The organism is Paenibacillus sp. FSL R5-0701 (assembly GCF_037973995.1).
Taxonomy (GTDB): domain Bacteria; phylum Bacillota; class Bacilli; order Paenibacillales; family Paenibacillaceae; genus Paenibacillus.
This window is the reverse complement of the sequence record NZ_CP150230.1, coordinates 574,773-590,281: the sequence shown is the minus strand read 5'-3', so window position 1 is coordinate 590,281 and position 15,509 is coordinate 574,773. Positions and strand designations below refer to the sequence as shown.

General features: G+C 45.7%; 12 protein-coding genes and 1 pseudogene. 4 read left to right on the top strand and 9 right to left on the bottom strand.

What is annotated here, in order from left to right:
• Window positions 1-64: 64 nt before the first annotated feature.
• Entirely contained in the window at window positions 65-1,222 is a 1,158-nt protein-coding gene (locus tag MKZ13_RS02795; protein WP_197997917.1) for an MFS transporter, read from the bottom strand.
• 208 nt (window positions 1,223-1,430) lie between these two features.
• A complete protein-coding gene (locus tag MKZ13_RS02790) occupies window positions 1,431-2,843 on the bottom strand; it encodes an ATP-binding protein (RefSeq protein WP_221825945.1) in 1,413 nt (470 codons plus the stop codon).
• A gap of 353 nt (window positions 2,844-3,196) precedes the next feature.
• On the opposite strand from MKZ13_RS02790, the gene MKZ13_RS02785 reads away from it, so the two are divergent.
• A complete protein-coding gene (locus tag MKZ13_RS02785) occupies window positions 3,197-3,850 on the top strand; it encodes a phosphatase PAP2 family protein (protein WP_036607365.1) in 654 nt (217 codons plus the stop codon).
• A 4-nt stretch (window positions 3,851-3,854) separates the two neighbouring features.
• Here MKZ13_RS02785 and MKZ13_RS02780 read toward each other — a convergent pair whose 3' ends face one another.
• The 6 genes from MKZ13_RS02780 to MKZ13_RS02755 form a co-directional block, all read right to left on the bottom strand.
• Window positions 3,855-5,366 carry an HD domain-containing phosphohydrolase gene (locus MKZ13_RS02780; protein ID WP_221825929.1) on the bottom strand — a complete coding sequence of 504 codons (1,512 nt, stop codon included), beginning with the start codon at window positions 5,364-5,366 and terminating at the stop codon, window positions 3,855-3,857.
• Window positions 5,367-5,557: 191 nt separating this feature from the next.
• On the bottom strand, window positions 5,558-6,493 hold the full coding sequence (locus MKZ13_RS02775) for an anti-sigma factor (RefSeq protein ID WP_339181595.1): 936 nt from the start codon (window positions 6,491-6,493) through the stop codon (window positions 5,558-5,560).
• On the bottom strand, window positions 6,493-7,089 hold the full coding sequence (locus MKZ13_RS02770) for a sigma-70 family RNA polymerase sigma factor (RefSeq protein WP_339181592.1): 597 nt from the start codon (window positions 7,087-7,089) through the stop codon (window positions 6,493-6,495). Before MKZ13_RS02770 ends, MKZ13_RS02775 begins: the two co-directional genes overlap by 1 nt.
• A 976-nt stretch (window positions 7,090-8,065) precedes the next feature.
• Window positions 8,066-8,377: a hypothetical protein gene (locus tag MKZ13_RS02765; RefSeq protein ID WP_017690878.1), complete on the bottom strand. Its 312-nt coding sequence runs from the start codon at window positions 8,375-8,377 to the stop codon at window positions 8,066-8,068.
• 263 nt (window positions 8,378-8,640) lie between these two features.
• Window positions 8,641-8,748, bottom strand: a complete 108-nt coding sequence (locus MKZ13_RS02760) for a YjcZ family sporulation protein (protein WP_221825910.1) — start codon at window positions 8,746-8,748, stop codon at window positions 8,641-8,643.
• Between the two features lie 42 nt (window positions 8,749-8,790).
• Window positions 8,791-8,895, bottom strand: coding sequence for a hypothetical protein (locus tag MKZ13_RS02755; protein WP_017690880.1), 105 nt, complete (start codon window positions 8,893-8,895; stop codon window positions 8,791-8,793).
• A gap of 441 nt (window positions 8,896-9,336) precedes the next feature.
• Between MKZ13_RS02755 and MKZ13_RS02750 the strand changes: the two genes are divergently transcribed.
• Window positions 9,337-10,461 carry a PsbP-related protein gene (locus tag MKZ13_RS02750; protein WP_339181588.1) on the top strand — a complete coding sequence of 375 codons (1,125 nt, stop codon included), beginning with the start codon at window positions 9,337-9,339 and terminating at the stop codon, window positions 10,459-10,461.
• Window positions 10,462-10,594: 133 nt separating this feature from the next.
• Window positions 10,595-11,775, top strand: a pseudogene (locus MKZ13_RS02745) (IS3 family transposase).
• A gap of 163 nt (window positions 11,776-11,938) precedes the next feature.
• On the opposite strand, the gene MKZ13_RS02740 reads toward MKZ13_RS02745, so the two are convergent.
• On the bottom strand, window positions 11,939-12,265 hold the full coding sequence (locus MKZ13_RS02740) for an MTH1187 family thiamine-binding protein (protein ID WP_339181585.1): 327 nt from the start codon (window positions 12,263-12,265) through the stop codon (window positions 11,939-11,941).
• Between the two features lie 774 nt (window positions 12,266-13,039).
• Between MKZ13_RS02740 and MKZ13_RS02735 the strand changes: the two genes are divergently transcribed.
• Entirely contained in the window at window positions 13,040-15,358 is a 2,319-nt protein-coding gene (locus MKZ13_RS02735) for a ribonucleoside-diphosphate reductase subunit alpha (RefSeq protein WP_339181582.1), read from the top strand.
• The last annotated feature ends 151 nt before the right edge of the window (window positions 15,359-15,509 follow it).

Below are 15,509 nucleotides of genomic sequence, written 5' to 3'. Positions count from 1 at the left end.
TCGGAAGGTTGTTCTGTCATCGAAGTGCCAGTGTAAATATTCATGAGTTGAAATTATATCGTTTCTATTTTAACAGTACACGACGTCCAAGGGTAAATGTCAGAATCAGCATCACGACACCAACCCCCACCTGAAATCCATAGGCTGAGATCCAGGCGAGCGCATCAGACCAGGTTTCCATCTTTTCATACAACCAGCCACCCAACAACGGCCCAAGAAACGAAGTGACTCCGGTCAGAGCCGAATACACCGCGACAAACATCGGTCTTTCACTTTTGGGTGTGTCTCCAATCGTAAAGTTAAATGCCAGCTGATTGAATCCACCTACACCGATCCCAAGGAAAATATGAGATAGAAATAGTGCGATCAATACGGGCATGAACGACATTAACCCCCACGACAAACAGGAGAGTGCAATGACTGGCAATGTCCAAAATAGGAGGGTTTTGTTGCTGAATCTGGCATTCAGATTGCCCCAGACATAGAACCCGGCCATCATAACCAGCGTCTGGACTACCGTGATCAGGGATACCGTCTGATAATTGATATTCAGCAGATCAAGCATCACATAGGAATAGAGCGGAACAATCAAGGTCTGGATCAATAACCAGACAGCCAGGAACAGCGTTGCTTTCAGGAAAGAACGATCCTGGAACGGCTTGATAAACATGCGCCAGAAAACCTTTTCGGTAGAACGTTCAAAGGGCACGTCCGGATAAAAGAAATAGATGACTGTATTGGCAATGGCACAGATCCACACCGGAATAAACAGGATCAGAAAGCCCATTTCTCCAGGGTAACGGTCCAAAACAATACCGCCTGCGAATAAGCATACGCTTCCAAGAGCATTCAGAATCGTATTTCGAATTCCAAAATAACGCCCTCTCACCTTAGCAGGTACGATATCGCCAATTAGTGAAGTCCAGATCATACCGCCGATGGTATTTGATATAAAAGCAACCGTATACACGCCAATATATACACTTACCCACCACTCTTTGGGGAATATAAACGGAATCAGTCCCGTTGCACTCCACAAGATACGATGTGTGCCCACAAATAACAGCAGCATGCGTTTTCGGCTGCGAATACGCTGCATCCAGTAAGCTGCTCCGATCTGGGCAATGTTCACAAACGTGGTAATCGCGAGCACAAAGCCGATATGTCTCGACCCGGCCCCAAGGTACAGCAGAAATCCGGTTAAAAACGGGCCTCCCAGCAAGGTCTGTAAAATAATAGCTGGTACACCCTCCCATGTTGCAATCGATAAATTCGTGCGTTGTGTCGAACCCTTGCGCCGTGGTTTGCTTGCTGACGGGGGAGGGGTAACGTTGACCGTATTCTGTATGGGGATACACTCCTTAGACCGGGTCTCAAAAGCCGGTCGATGCTAGTTGTCATCCCAAATTCTACTCACGGCGCGAAGGTTGTCAACTCATTTTTTCACGGTCCAACGGGAGATAGAGATAGAAGGTGCTTCCTTTACCTTCAGTGCTCTCAAGTTCAATCGATCCCCCCAGTAATCTCGCTAAATCCCGACTGATCGACAGGCCTAGTCCGGTACCGCCAAATTTCCGACTAATCGACCCGTCAGCCTGCTGAAATGCTTCAAATATGGAATGATGCTTGTCCTCAGAAATACCAATACCTGTGTCCTGAACGGAGAAAATGAGCCATCGATTCTGAATACCTGCATTCTTAATCTGCTTGGTGCTTACGGTCAGCGTGACCTTCCCCCGGTGAGTGAACTTGATGGCATTGGACATCAGATTCCGCAAAATCTGTTGAACCCGCTGGGGATCAGACCAGAGCGTATCGGGCAGTCCCGGTTTCTTATCCATTTGCAACTGAATACCTTTTTTCTCGGCAACAAGCTGAAAGTGGCTCATGGCATCTTCTGTAAGTTGTGCAACACTGATATCCTCCAGTACAATATCCAGCCGCCCCGCTTCTACTTTGGAAAGATCCAGAATATCGTTAATGAGCGTAAGAAGTTCCTGCCCGGAGTGGTCGATCATATTGGCAAAACGTACAATATCCTCCTGATCCATGTCGGCATTCTCGCTGATCATCTGGGCAAAGTTAATGACACTGTTCAGTGGTGTACGCAGTTCATGGGACATATTGGCGAGAAATTCGGATTTGTACTGTGAGGCAATCATCAATTGTTTCGCTCGATCCTCCAGTACAATCTGGGCTTTCTGTAACTCTTCCTTTTGCACAGACAATAGCCGGTTTGTACTCTGGATCAGCAAAATACGATTCTGTTCATTCTGAAAATCACGTAAAATAAATGCAAAAACAAGACTTAACACAATGCCTGTAGGGAGTGTATAAGGCATAATATGTGAAAAGAAGTATGTAGCCGGGATCACACCAACGATAGCAATGTTTACACTATTGACCACATTGACGATAACTGTAACAAGGATTCCTTTAATAATCAGCCTGTAGTTGCTGCGTCTCATCCATATATTCAGACCTGCACACATCACGCCCAAAATAGACATGTTAAGTACTGCCGCCAATGTAGCATCCGTGATGCCAAAAGTCAGCCTCGACAACCCGATTCCAATACCCACGATGATTACGCTATAGGGTTGTCTATACGTTAGAACGGCAACAATTAAAGGAACATATCGAAGATCAAAGACCACTTCATCGGTGAGTTGAAACCCAAACACCGTACTGATCCAACCTGCAAATATAAGGACAAGCACGGAACTGATCTGTTTCACTCGGGAAGAGGTACGTATTACGACATATTTATAGAACACACTGGCAAGATATGCAATGGTAATAAGCATCCCCATATTCAATACGAACATTTTTGAAAATTGCATTCACTCACTCCTGTTGTACCGACTTTACTGGCCAAAGTGCCTTCATCCGTATGTGTCTCTATCATATCATGCCCATTGAAACTTCCGCATTCCTTCTTCGTCAAAAAAATACACAAAAATACACAAATCAGGATTCAATTTGTGCGCTGGTCGTAGTAGAATATATTGTTGTTTAAATTTAAACTACTATATAGATTGAACTAAAGAATAATTACACTTGCCACTCCGATGACAGAACAACCTTCTGGTATTTCTGCCTCTGCGTTCTCGTGTAAATGAATGTATAGTGCAACTTATATAGTTATTGCTGGGGTCATGTTCCTCTGGAACATGAATGAAAGGAGAAAGATGTTGTGCAATTGTTAAAAAGCAAATCCTATTGGCTGTCATTGAGTTTAATGCTGTCTTTGGCCGTCATGGGGCTGTTCTATGATATTCTTAATAGTCCAGAACGCGGGTTCGTAGTGCTTGATTCGCCGCTCGACCGGATCATTCCCTACGTGCCTGGCATGTCCATTCCATATTTGGGCTGGTACCCGTTTGTATTCGGTGTGCTCGCCTACCTGTGTGCCAAGGATCGACTGACGTACTACCGCGTCTTGTTATCCATGAATATCTGTGTCTGGATCTGTTATCTGATCTACTTCAACTTTCAGACCATGGTACCGCGCCCGGAACTGACGGGTACTGGCTTGGGAGCATCTGTTCTCGGATGGCTCTACAGCCAGGATCGTCCTTATAATTGTTTTCCAAGTATTCATTCTCTTCACTCTTATCTGGTTATGCGTGCCGTTCTCTCGGTTCCAAGCATCCGCAAACCCATCAAGATTTTGGTAGCCGCCGGGGCAGCAACCATTATAGTATCCACGCTAATGATTAAACAACACGTGATCTATGACGCCTTGGGTGCAGTCATACTCGGCGAATGTGTTCTCACCATCATAACAGGCCTCGCTCTTCACCGGAGACGCAGAAAAGAATCGAAGTGGACCGAGGGAATCAGCTGATCCCTCACTTCGATGGTTTCTGAAGATGCTGTTGTCGTCTCCATTCATCAATAAACAAACCTGCAAAATAGGGGTCCCATTGGGTCCCTTTTCCTTCTTCCAAAATCGTTAGCGCTTTCTCGTGACTCATCCCATTCCGATATGGTCGATCAGACGTCATGGCATCAAAGGCATCCGCTACCGCAATGATGCGGCCAAAAAGGGGAATATCGTCACCAGCCATCCCATCCGGGTATCCTTTGCCATCATATCTCTCATGGTGAGATCGTACACCTGGCAAAAAGTCGGCCATGGCATCAATAGGCTCTATTTGCAACAAAATACTCTCTCCCTGCACGGGATGTGTGCGAATAATCGCGAATTCCTCATCGCTTAGTTTTCCATCTTTCAGCAGTACCTCATCAGGAATGCCGATTTTCCCGATATCATGAAGCAGGGCTGATTTGTACAATAAATCCGCCTGTTCCTCATTCATTCCGCTAAGCTTGCCAATCATCAGCGAATACTCTGCCACACGCATGGAATGCCCTGCCGTGTACTTATCTCGGGCGTCTAAAGCAGCAGCCAACGTAGAAAAATAACTTTGCAATAACTGTCGATTGCGTTCCTGTCTCATCTCCAGCCGGTTAATCATCATATTAAAGCCGGAGATCAGTGCCGAAAACTCATCCGCATATAGATCCGGAGCTCGTCTGCCAAGATCTCCCCCCTGAATTCGGTTCATCTCATGTGTCAGTTCAGCAACTGGATCACGAACATCACGAATCAACAGCCAGCTTCCCACCAGCGCAAACCCCGCGCCCAGAACAACGATGAGAATTCCCCACAGTATGTACTCTTTCGCAAATTCACTGTCCATATACTGAAGTCGGATATATGTAGCCAGGAAAAATAGAAATAAAGGAAATAAGCCAATCAGTGCCGTACTTAGCTGAAATTTACGCTGGATCGATACGAGAATACGCCCTCCCAGTGAAGGTTCCATCCCGTATTGGACTTTGCCTCGATGACGAATCTCAAGCAACAGGGGTCTAATCGCCCGCACCGTTAGGTAATACTCAATCAGCGCATGCATGACGGCAATCAGAAAGGCACACGCAGCGGCCACGACAATATACAAGTAAGGGAATTCAAGCCACCCTGTGGATATCATCCATATTGTTAATCCGGCTGCCGGAAGTGAAAAACCAAGCATGTGCGGACCCATGATCCGATATATGGTCTGTCCCGGGAAACGATGAATTTTCTCATACATGTGGTTCAATTCGTCTCTCTCATGATGCTCGGAAGTGAAAAATTGTCTTATAGGGCCAAGCTGCACCCACAGGGTAATTAATTCTGCAACCAGCATGAACAAGAGTGAGATCAGTACAATGAAGATGAGTCGAACAAATTGAATATTGGGTATCTGCAGAGTAGATACCATAACTACTGTACCGACAACAAAAACAGCTGCCAGTGAACCGATCAGATAATTGCGTATCAGGCGAAAGATAAATGAACGGTATGCTTCCAACTGAACCCCTCACTCTCTATGTGCAACCAGTTCTCCCTTGAGACACAGGGAGATTAAGGGTATTGCCTTCTATTTGTTTATCGGTTACTCCGACTAAAAAAATTAATAAAATCCAATGGGTGGGCACCAGAACTGGGAAACACAAGAAGGCTGCTCCACGAGGGAGCAGCCTTTGGTAATATATCCTATATTTATCCTTTAATCTTGGCAGCCAGAATCATTGTACCGCGCGGCTCATCTCCCATTGCATCCGGTTCAAGCGTGATGGCAACCGTGTCATAGTCGTTGACCGAATCCAATGTGTAGTATACTGCTCCCGTTCCGTCACGACTAAGGAAAGTACCCGCATTCTGAGGGGTATCTCCTTTGATCAACCAGACCTGAAAAGCCTCGTTGCCTTCCAGGTTCGGCAGGTTCTCAGCCTGCACAACCAGGTGAGTGCCTTTGCTGTCAATAACGATGGTTGCGAGACCCTGAGCTACAATGTCCTGCGTTGCAGGATTCAGCTTCACTGCCTCGCCAGTCTGCATGCCCTGTGCGGGCTTCAGTGCTGATGCCAGCTGCTCTTGCAGCTGTGCATTCTGTTCCTGTGCCTGCACCAGTTGCTCTTGCGTAGCCGACGAGCCCGCCGCTTGCTGCGTCAGCGAGTCGATCTGGCTCTGCAGCTGCGCCGTGTACACGCCGAGCACCAGTGCCGCGGCCGCAAGGCCGGCACTGGCCACGCGCCAGGCGCGGCTGCTGCGCGCACGCGCGCGCGCTTGTGGCTGCCATGGCTGTGCCTCGGCAGCCTCTTCCACCCGGGCCGCACGTTTGTGCTGCGGCGCAAGATCCTCCTGAAGCACCACGGGTGCTTCAGGCTCTGCAGGAGCAGCTGCTGGCTTCGCCTCGGCGCTCTCCTGCACATGTCCGAGCACGTTGCCCAGCACACGTGCTCGCATGCCTGGCGGCGGTGCTACAGGTTCCGCCGCAAGTGGCAGGAAGCCAGTCACTTCCTGCAATTCCCTTACCTCCTGGCGGCAAGGTTCGCAGGTTGCCATATGCGCTTCAAACGCCGCCACTTCCTCTGCTTCCAGTCCGCCCAGCACATACATCGGTGCCAGATCAGACCACTCCTCATGTCGTTCCATCATGGATGTATGCCCTCCCTTCCCGCGTCCGGATGCAATTCAGCATCGGCCAGCAACTTTTGGAGCTGTCGCATGGCAAGCCTGACACGGCTCTTTACTGTACCCAGCGGAATCCCGAATCGGCTGGATACTTCCTGCTGGGTTAATCCCGCATAATAAATCGATTCTATAACTTGTTGCTGATCACCGTTCAATTGGGACAACGCCTCTTTAATTCGGGTGCCTTCCCATTTACGCTGCACTTCTTCTTCCGTATTTGTATGCTCATCGGCATAGGCCGCCAGTATCTCGTGTTCAACTGAAGTAGCCGCTGCACCTTTTGATTTCCGCCTCAGCATGTCCACTGCAATGTTACGCGTGATCGCAAACATCCATGTGGTCAGCTTCCCCTGTGAGGCATCGTAACGTTCGGCATTATTCCAGACCCGCATAAAAAGTTCCTGAACGGTCTCTTCTGCCGTCATGGGATCACCAACGATCCGGTAGGCAAAAGAGTACACCGCTCGCTCATAACGGTCATATAAAAGCTCCAGCGCGGAGGCATCACGTTCCGCGATCTGCCGCATTAACCTGCTGTCCTCCATCGATTCAGTCATGCGAGGGCCCCTTTCTGTTTCTTCCCTCTTATTATAACCTACGCAGAATCTTTTGAAGAGGATTACCCCTATGAAGAAATAGTTTGGAAATTTTCCTGTATCTTTTCAAACTAACCTTTCACTTTCTAACATAACAGTCCGAATACATGTTGCTCTGGTCGCGCTTTCCTTTTTATTGCAGAAAATTACAACCTGTGGTATACTATAAAAGTTGTATTAAACAACCTCATATGATTTCTGTCTTCTTTAAACCCCGGAATATTTTCTTCATGCTGCGACCGCAGCGAACTTTAAGCACAATTAACCTATGAAGATTGAAGAACCTGAATCACAATAACCCGGTAGTACAGAGTTTCACAAGATGTTCCCATTCACACTGGCGCGGTCATCGGAGCCGCAAGGACAAAAGAGAGGTAGGGCTTTTGTTGTTTTGGATATCACTTATTCTTGAGAAGATTGAAAACATACACAAAGCACCCGGAATTGGGTTCCGGGTGTTTATCCATGTCTACATATCCAATTTAGCAACATCTACATACTGTCGGACACCGTTCCTTTCTTTGAGAAAAGTCTTCCTTTCACTCACCAGACGCTAACGAAGCTTACACACCTTATATTAAGGATTTCTGTGCTATGTGAAATCTAACGAATCTCAGCCACGTTAATCCATGTTACTTCATGAATATAGGCTCCAAACATGCTCAGATTCAGATAATAAGACGTCTACGATTCGTTGAACTTTTGAAATGGCAAAAATTCAGGGAATAGCGTCTGTGGAGTTCGTTAAAGAAAGTAATTCCAACGCTCCTTCACCTAATTCTAATAAAAAAGGGACACCGCAGGATGAAATCCTACGCTGTCCCTTTCTGAATCATAGGTACGTTATGCCCCAACATGGAATTCAAACTCGGAGTTTATTTGGAGCACCTACTGTAACGATCCACGATCAGCAAAGTCTTCTTGCACTCACAGATACTTAGATAAACATCGTTTTGGAGATGATGACCAGCAAGATGAACAGTACAAGGATTGTACCCATGGAACCCCAGCTTCCGCCGCCATGACCATAGGATACTCCACAACCCTGTTGATAACCGTGCATCATTGGAGCCTGATTGGCATGGTGTCCGTATCCATAGCCATATCCCATTGGCATTGTTCCACAACCATATCCATACCCATGCATTTCATGACCTGTGTATTGGTATCCTTGCATATGCTCATAACCTCCCATATGTCCGTATACGTGTCCCTGTCCGTTCGGTGAATTCGGTTTTACTTCGCTCATTGTTCATTCCTCCTTAACATTTGCCTACACCCCTAAGCTATGTATTCAGCCTACCTCTGGACCGGGCTATCGCCCTTATCTTGACAAAATGGGCGTTTAGCCATGAGGTACCTTCCCCATTTTCGAAGCATACTCCATCCTTCCATTTCTTGAATTCCACCAATTCTTCCGTTCAACCACAAGCTATCTTATCTTCCTGGCTCTCCACCATGCTTGTCCTCTAAAAAAAAAACCCCACCGGTTGCCCGGCAGAGCTCGCCATATTATACCCAGAAAGATTTAGTGATGATTACGAGCAGAATGAACAGAACGAGGATTGCTCCAGTCGATGTCCAGCCGCCGTATCCTGCGCCTCCGACTACTTCACTCATACAGAACCCTCCTTTACGAATATATTAGGGTCCAAGCGTTTATTAGATCAAGAATGCTTTAGAGATGATGACCAACAAGATAAAGAGAACCAAGATCGCGCCAGTCGATGTCCATGCGCCGCCGTATCCACCTACTACTCCACTCATGTAAACCCCTCCTTTGATTTGAGGTACAGTTCACTATATGCACCAATCACACATGGGACCGGGCTCAGGTCGAAAATGGGCTGTTTTTTTCACCGACTATTGGCTAATTGCACCTACATAAAGGGTTAGTCCTTAAGTCGGAATGTTATGTTCGAATACGTTTAAGTCATAAATAAATCTCACGGTTATATCCATCAAATGTATGTACTATCGTTCAAAATGGATACCCATACGGTTTATTATTGCTTCTAACTTGTTAAATACAGATAAATTACCTTTTTAGTAATTATGAATACTGAAATCTTGATATATGTTATTATTTTACTAATATAGTAGAAAGGGGTTCTATGCCCACCGCCTAAACTGGATTATCCCAAACGAGATGATGACCTTAGAAAAAATCCCAACCGATGGGAATCATATTAGGAGAAATTAGACATAATGAAGAAACTTATTACGATTTTGGCATTAGCCACATTGCTTAGTGCCTGTGGTAATTCAGAAACAAACACAACAGCCGATAGCCAAACGACAGAAGCATCCAAGGCAACTGAAACTGTCTCAACAGAAGCAAAAGCAACGAAATACACTACATATCGTGGAGAAGGATTTTCTTTTGCCTATCCTGAATCCTGGAAAAGCGTAGATACAAGTCAAATGAATGCTCCATCCATTAAAGCTGCTTTTTCAAACCAATCTTCATCTGCCACATTTGCAGATAATATGAATCTGACGATTGAGGCCAGTTCAACCGGTTCAATCAATCCTGAAGAATACGCCAATAATATAGTTGATTATTACACACAGAGCGGTTCAAGCATCGGCATTTCCGATTATACAAAAACTAGCTACACGAACAAGCCTTATAAAGAATATAGCGCTGGTGTCTTGGAAGGAGCCTATAAACACACCTCGGGTACAGATGTTGTCCTTGTGCAGTATCTGATTCCGACCAATACAGAACTCTATACCATGACGTTAACCTACGCCAAGGATACTTATAATCAGGATGAGATCAAAGATATCCTTGATTCCCTGAGCATTACTGTTCCTTTGGAGCAAACAGCACCAACTGCAACGACTGGAAATTCATCTGCCACAGCATCAGTTGCCGATTTCTTTAATGAGTTAACTCCGTACATTACGGAAGATACAGCTTTCATGGAGCAGGCTTCATATAATTTCTTTGGCAAGCATAGCGATGTGTTCCCTGCCAGTACAGCAGAACTCCGCAAAAAGGCAAAGGGGCTCGTTGACTCCAATGTAACGACCCGTCATCTGAATAAAAATGTAGCCAACTATTACAATACTTTCGTACAAGTTAACGGGGAAGTCATTTCAGTTGAGGAAGATAACTCTCTCGGAGCAACTTTCTCTGTCGTTCATGTCATGGATGAGAACGGAAACGATATTATAGCGTTATATCCTGCAACGACCGGAGATTTGCTTGATGGTGATTATGCCACTGTTATCGGTGCTCCAATTACCAACTTCTCTTTTGGAAATGTTGGCGGTGGTTACACCAACGCCACTTTGATTGGAGCCTCATTGGTAGTTGCAGATTAATTAAAATGTTAAATGAGTATACAAAAAGACCAGCTTAATGAACGTTAAGTGGTATTATCCCCTTTAAGTAGACACTTGAAAAAGCCTTCATGTTATCATGAGGGTTCAAGTGACACTTGGAGGGGATATTTTTATGGCAAAAAAAGGACAAACATTTCAGACGTATACCGAAGAATTTAAATTGAATGCGGTTAGATCCTATGTCGAAGGGTCTTCAAGTTATAAAGTGGTAGCTGAACGCGAAGGAATTCGAAACTGTTCACAACTGAAGGTGTGGGTGAAAAAGTGGAAAAACGGGGAATCGTTCGATGAGCGAAAAAACAATGTTCCGAATCCAATGAAAGGACGTCCCCGTACTGCCTTTAGCAGTGTAGAAGAAGAACGTGACTACCTTCAAGCACAGGTGGATTATTTAAAAAAGCGGTATCCAAATCTAGTAAAGGAGAAGCGCTGAGCCAACGGGAGAACTACGATATCATAGACGAATTGCGCTGCTCGCATAGCATTACACGCCTATTATCGATTACAGGAATACCCCGTTCCAGTTATTACAAATGGCGAGCAACACAGCCGCAGCGAGACGCAAGACAAGACCGTGATCGTGAGATCAAAGAACACATGATGGCTATTCATTTTGCAAACCGAGAGTTTGGTTATCCTCGCATGACAACGGCGCTCTGGGAGGCTGGTCTGAACGTTAATCACAAGAAAGTATGGCGAATCATGCGGGAACTATCGATCCAATCGGTCATTCGTAAGAAGCGGAAGAAGTCCAGCTATACGCCATCTGTGATTTATCCGAATCGCCTGAAGCGCAAATTTCATGCCACAGCCCCCCAGCAAAAAATGGTGACGGATATTACTTATATTTCGGATGGAAACACATTCGTTTATCTGTCTGTCATTCAAGACTTGTTCAACAACGAAATTGTAGCTTGGCAATTATCTAAACGGAACGATGTTCAGCTCGTATTGGATACGGTGGAACAATGGACACAAAAAAGAGACGTTTCGGAAGCCGTGCTCCATTCGGATCAAGGCTTCCAATACACGTCTCAGGCGTACAACACACGATTAGAAGCATTCGGCGTGAAGGGTAGCCACTCTCGCAAAGCAACCTGCCTGGATAACGCATGCATCGAATCCTTCTTTTCGCATCTCAAGACAGAGAAGCTGTACCTTAACCAGTGTAATTCAGAAGCAGAGATTCGACAAGCCGTGGAAGATTATATGTACCATTACAACTACCGACGTTTTCAAGCCAAACTCAAACAGCGCGCACCGATTGAATATCGATGCGCGCTGGCAGCATAGCTTTTTTCAAGTGTCTACTTAAAGGGGATAATACCATAAGCTGGTCTTTTTTGTCTTTCAGTTTATAGATGTCAGAAATTCACGTTAACTACACAATCTAAGCTTTAATTAATGACTTATAACATACTGAATAACCGAATATACGGATGTTTACACTAAACCATTAATTCGGATGCGCCTGATGTGATGTCAGTTTATCCTGAACCGATTGTAACTTCTGTATACTTGAGGCATCCGGTTTATCACGACGGTCGTCAATTTTGACGGATGTGGAAACACGCTGAGCTCCTGACAAAAACGGCGCTTCATGCAGAGCCGCAATTGCTGTAAAGATCTCGTTAAGCGGTCCCTCAATAATGGTGCTCATGGAAGTTAACTGATATGTAATGCCCCGTTGATGTTCCAATACCTTTTGCATGTCCGCCACATAACTGCTTAGACTGGTTGTACCCGTTCCAATTGGAATTACAGTCACTTCTGCTATTGCCATTTTGCTCCGCCTCCTCTGGGCCCCGTGAACAACCGCTGCCGCTAATTTTAGTCGATTTTTGACTATTATTATTCTACCAGTTGAATGCGTTACAATTCAAACTGACGTGAAGACGTCATTCAAATTGTTCAAAAATTTTTTTTGATAAATCTTCAAATCTTCCAGTCCTTTTCCTTTGCGGATTCCTGGCTTAAATGGTATACTCGGAATTACGTTTTACTGGTTCTGCCCACTTTACAAACACAATATGTTGGGTTACAGTATGTTGACAGCTACAAAATGTAGTAACACTAGATTTCTCCGCTTCTATTAGTCACCTTCTGCATTCTCGCGAAAAACAGGATGAAATCACCTCCAAAGGCACGTCCCTGTAGGTGTAAATCGCTTTCTCGAAACAGAGTTGACATGGAGGTTAACGGGGCTGTTTGGACTGCATCCGGTATCCTCAAACTACAGACACATCTGCAATAGACAAAATCTTACATAAGCACCCTTTTCTGTCGATATTCTGAACTTCTAAGACAGTAAGGAAGCCAGAGCATCCATGGGCATTTTCAGCCGCGAGGCAAGGAGAATGCTTTTTATATGAGTATGTTCTGAATTGTGCTGTTTTGTGCTCCTCAAGTTGAGCGATTTAAGACATGAACTTGTCACCGCCGTTTCAGTCTGCCAAAAGCAACCTTTACCTTTTTCTCACCGTAAGACAACACTCAATTCTTTATATAAAGAATTTCTCCAATTTATCTCTTAAACATGCGAAAGCGAGGAATATTCATGCCACAAGTTGTGACCAAGCCGAACAACCGCCAGCTTGCCTTTGATGATATGCGCATCTCGGTATATGCCGACCGTACTCTGGAAGGACTGGAAATGCTGGACAAGGAACGTCTGGTACGTGGGGTAAACAGCAAGCTCCGCCGTGATGAAGTTACCGGAGACGAAATCAGCAACGCTTTTATCATGAGCGCACTGGAACTGGTAACTAAAGAGGAGCCTAATTGGAAATTTGCAGCGGCGCGCTCCCTGCTCACTTCCCTTTACAAAAAAGCGGCTACCAACCGCAGATACAAGTCTTACCCGGACGAGCCTTATGGCGCATTCCATCCTCTTCTTGTAGATCTCGTGAAAAAAGGTATCTACCGCGAAGAATTGCTGGAATGTTACACCAAAGAACAGATCGATGAACTTGCTGAGTGCATTGACTACCGCAACGATCTGCTTTTCGATTACATCGGCTTGCTCACACTGGCAGAACGTTACCTCGCACACGATTTTGATGGAAAAGTAATGGAATTGCCGCAAGAGCGTTATATGGTTATCGCCATGTTCCTAATGCACCAAGAGCCTGCCGAGAAACGTATGGATCTCGTCAAGGAAGCATACTGGGCAATGAGCAACATGTACATGACCGCAGCTACTCCTACGATGTCCAATGCAGGTAAAAAAGTAGCCGGTCAACTTTCCAGCTGCTTCATTGATACGGTGGACGACTCACTCGAAGGTATCTTTGATTCCAACACGGATGTAGCTCGTCTGAGCAAAATGGGTGGCGGCATCGGCGTTTACCTCGGCAAAGTCAGAGCTCGTGGTTCGGATATCCGTGGTCACCAAAATACAAGTTCCGGTGTAATCCCTTGGATTCGCCAACTGAACAATACAGCGGTCAGCGTAGACCAGCTCGGTACGCGTAAAGGTGCCATTGCTGTATATCTGGACGTCTTCCACAAAGACATTCTGGCCTTCCTCGATCTGAAGCTGAACAACGGTGACGAGCGTATGCGTGCGCATGACGTATTCCACGGCATCTGTCTGCCTGACTTGTTCATGGAACGGGTATCCAGCCGCGGCGAATGGAGCTTGTTCTGTCCACACGAAACAAAGAAAGTGATGGGCTGGAAGGACGAGAATGGTCGTGCACTCGGACTGGAAGATTTCTATGATGAGTCCTTTGGTGCAGGTGCGTTCCGTGATAAATACGAAGAAGCGGTGAATCACCCACTGCTGTCCCGGATTACAGTACAGGCGATTGACATCATGAAGCGAGTACTGAAATCCCAACTGGAGACAGGTACGCCATACATGTTCTACCGGGATACGGTTAACCGCTCGAATCCTAACCGTGCACACGGTATGGTATACTCCTCCAACCTGTGTACCGAAATTATGCAGAACCAGTCTGCCACTGTAATTGAAAAGGAAGAACTCGTAACCAAGGATGGACAAACTCGCATCGTGATTTCCAAAGTGCCTGGCGACTTTGTTGTCTGCAACCTGAACTCCATCCATCTGGCACGTGCTATACCTCATAATGTATTGGAGCGTCTCGTTCCAATTCAGGTGCGAATGCTGGACAACGTTATCGACATTAACAACATTGAAGTGCTGCAAGCCCAATATACCAACAGCCAATATCGCGCAGTCGGTCTGGGAACGTTTGGACTTCACCACCTGCTTGCTCTCGAAGGCATTCATTGGGAGTCTGACGAAGCTGTAGCGTATAACGATAATCTGTATGAAAAAATTAACTACCTGCTTGTGAAATCCAGTATGGAGCTGTCCAAAGAAAAAGGACATTATCCGAAATTCAAAGGTTCCGATTGGGAAAGTGGTCATTACTTCGACCAACGCGAGTACACATCAGGTGAGCGCGTAGGTGAATTCGTGACAACCGAACAGTGGAAAGAACTACAAGCCGAAGTAAGACAAAACGGTGTACGTAATGCCTGGTTGTTCGCCATTGCACCTAACGGTTCCACGTCCATTATTGCTGGTTCAACGGCTAGTATTGATCCGCTCTATGAGCTGTTATCTTATGAAGAGAAAACAACTTACAAAATTGCCAATCCAGCTCCGGATCTGTCCGAAAAAACAAGTCCTTATTACCAAACGGCGTTCCAGGTGGATCAACATGCTTCCATTAATATGGCGGCTGCCCGTCAGCGCCACGTCGATCAGGGACAAAGTTTCAACTTCTACGTTCGACCAGATATTAAAGCAACAGAATTCCTGGAATTGCATCTGCACGCCTGGAGAGCCGGCATGAAATCAACTTATTATGTTCGTAGCCGGGCATTAACAATTGAAGAATCTTGATTTTTGCACAATTTACGCTTTATCCATGATAGAGAAGATATACTAGATTCGAGGTGACTACCAGGGCATCCTGTTTTGATTGCAAAATGGCGTTGCCCTGGTTCTTTTTTGCCTAAAACACGATCACAGCATCGCAAGATGTTGATATAGA

Coding starts and splice junctions, on each gene's coding strand:
- MKZ13_RS02760 (WP_221825910.1), bottom strand. CDS start 8,748: ATGAGTGAAGTAGTCGGAGGCGCAGGATACGGCGGCTGGACATCGACT.
- MKZ13_RS02770 (WP_339181592.1), bottom strand. CDS start 7,089: ATGACTGAATCGATGGAGGACAGCAGGTTAATGCGGCAGATCGCGGAA.
- MKZ13_RS02765 (WP_017690878.1), bottom strand. CDS start 8,377: ATGAGCGAAGTAAAACCGAATTCACCGAACGGACAGGGACACGTATAC.
- MKZ13_RS02775 (WP_339181595.1), bottom strand. CDS start 6,493: ATGGAACGACATGAGGAGTGGTCTGATCTGGCACCGATGTATGTGCTG.
- MKZ13_RS02755 (WP_017690880.1), bottom strand. CDS start 8,895: ATGAGTGGAGTAGTAGGTGGATACGGCGGCGCATGGACATCGACTGGC.
- MKZ13_RS02790 (WP_221825945.1), bottom strand. CDS start 2,843: ATGCAATTTTCAAAAATGTTCGTATTGAATATGGGGATGCTTATTACC.
- MKZ13_RS02735 (WP_339181582.1), top strand. CDS start 13,040: ATGCCACAAGTTGTGACCAAGCCGAACAACCGCCAGCTTGCCTTTGAT.
- MKZ13_RS02750 (WP_339181588.1), top strand. CDS start 9,337: ATGAAGAAACTTATTACGATTTTGGCATTAGCCACATTGCTTAGTGCC.
- MKZ13_RS02740 (WP_339181585.1), bottom strand. CDS start 12,265: ATGGCAATAGCAGAAGTGACTGTAATTCCAATTGGAACGGGTACAACC.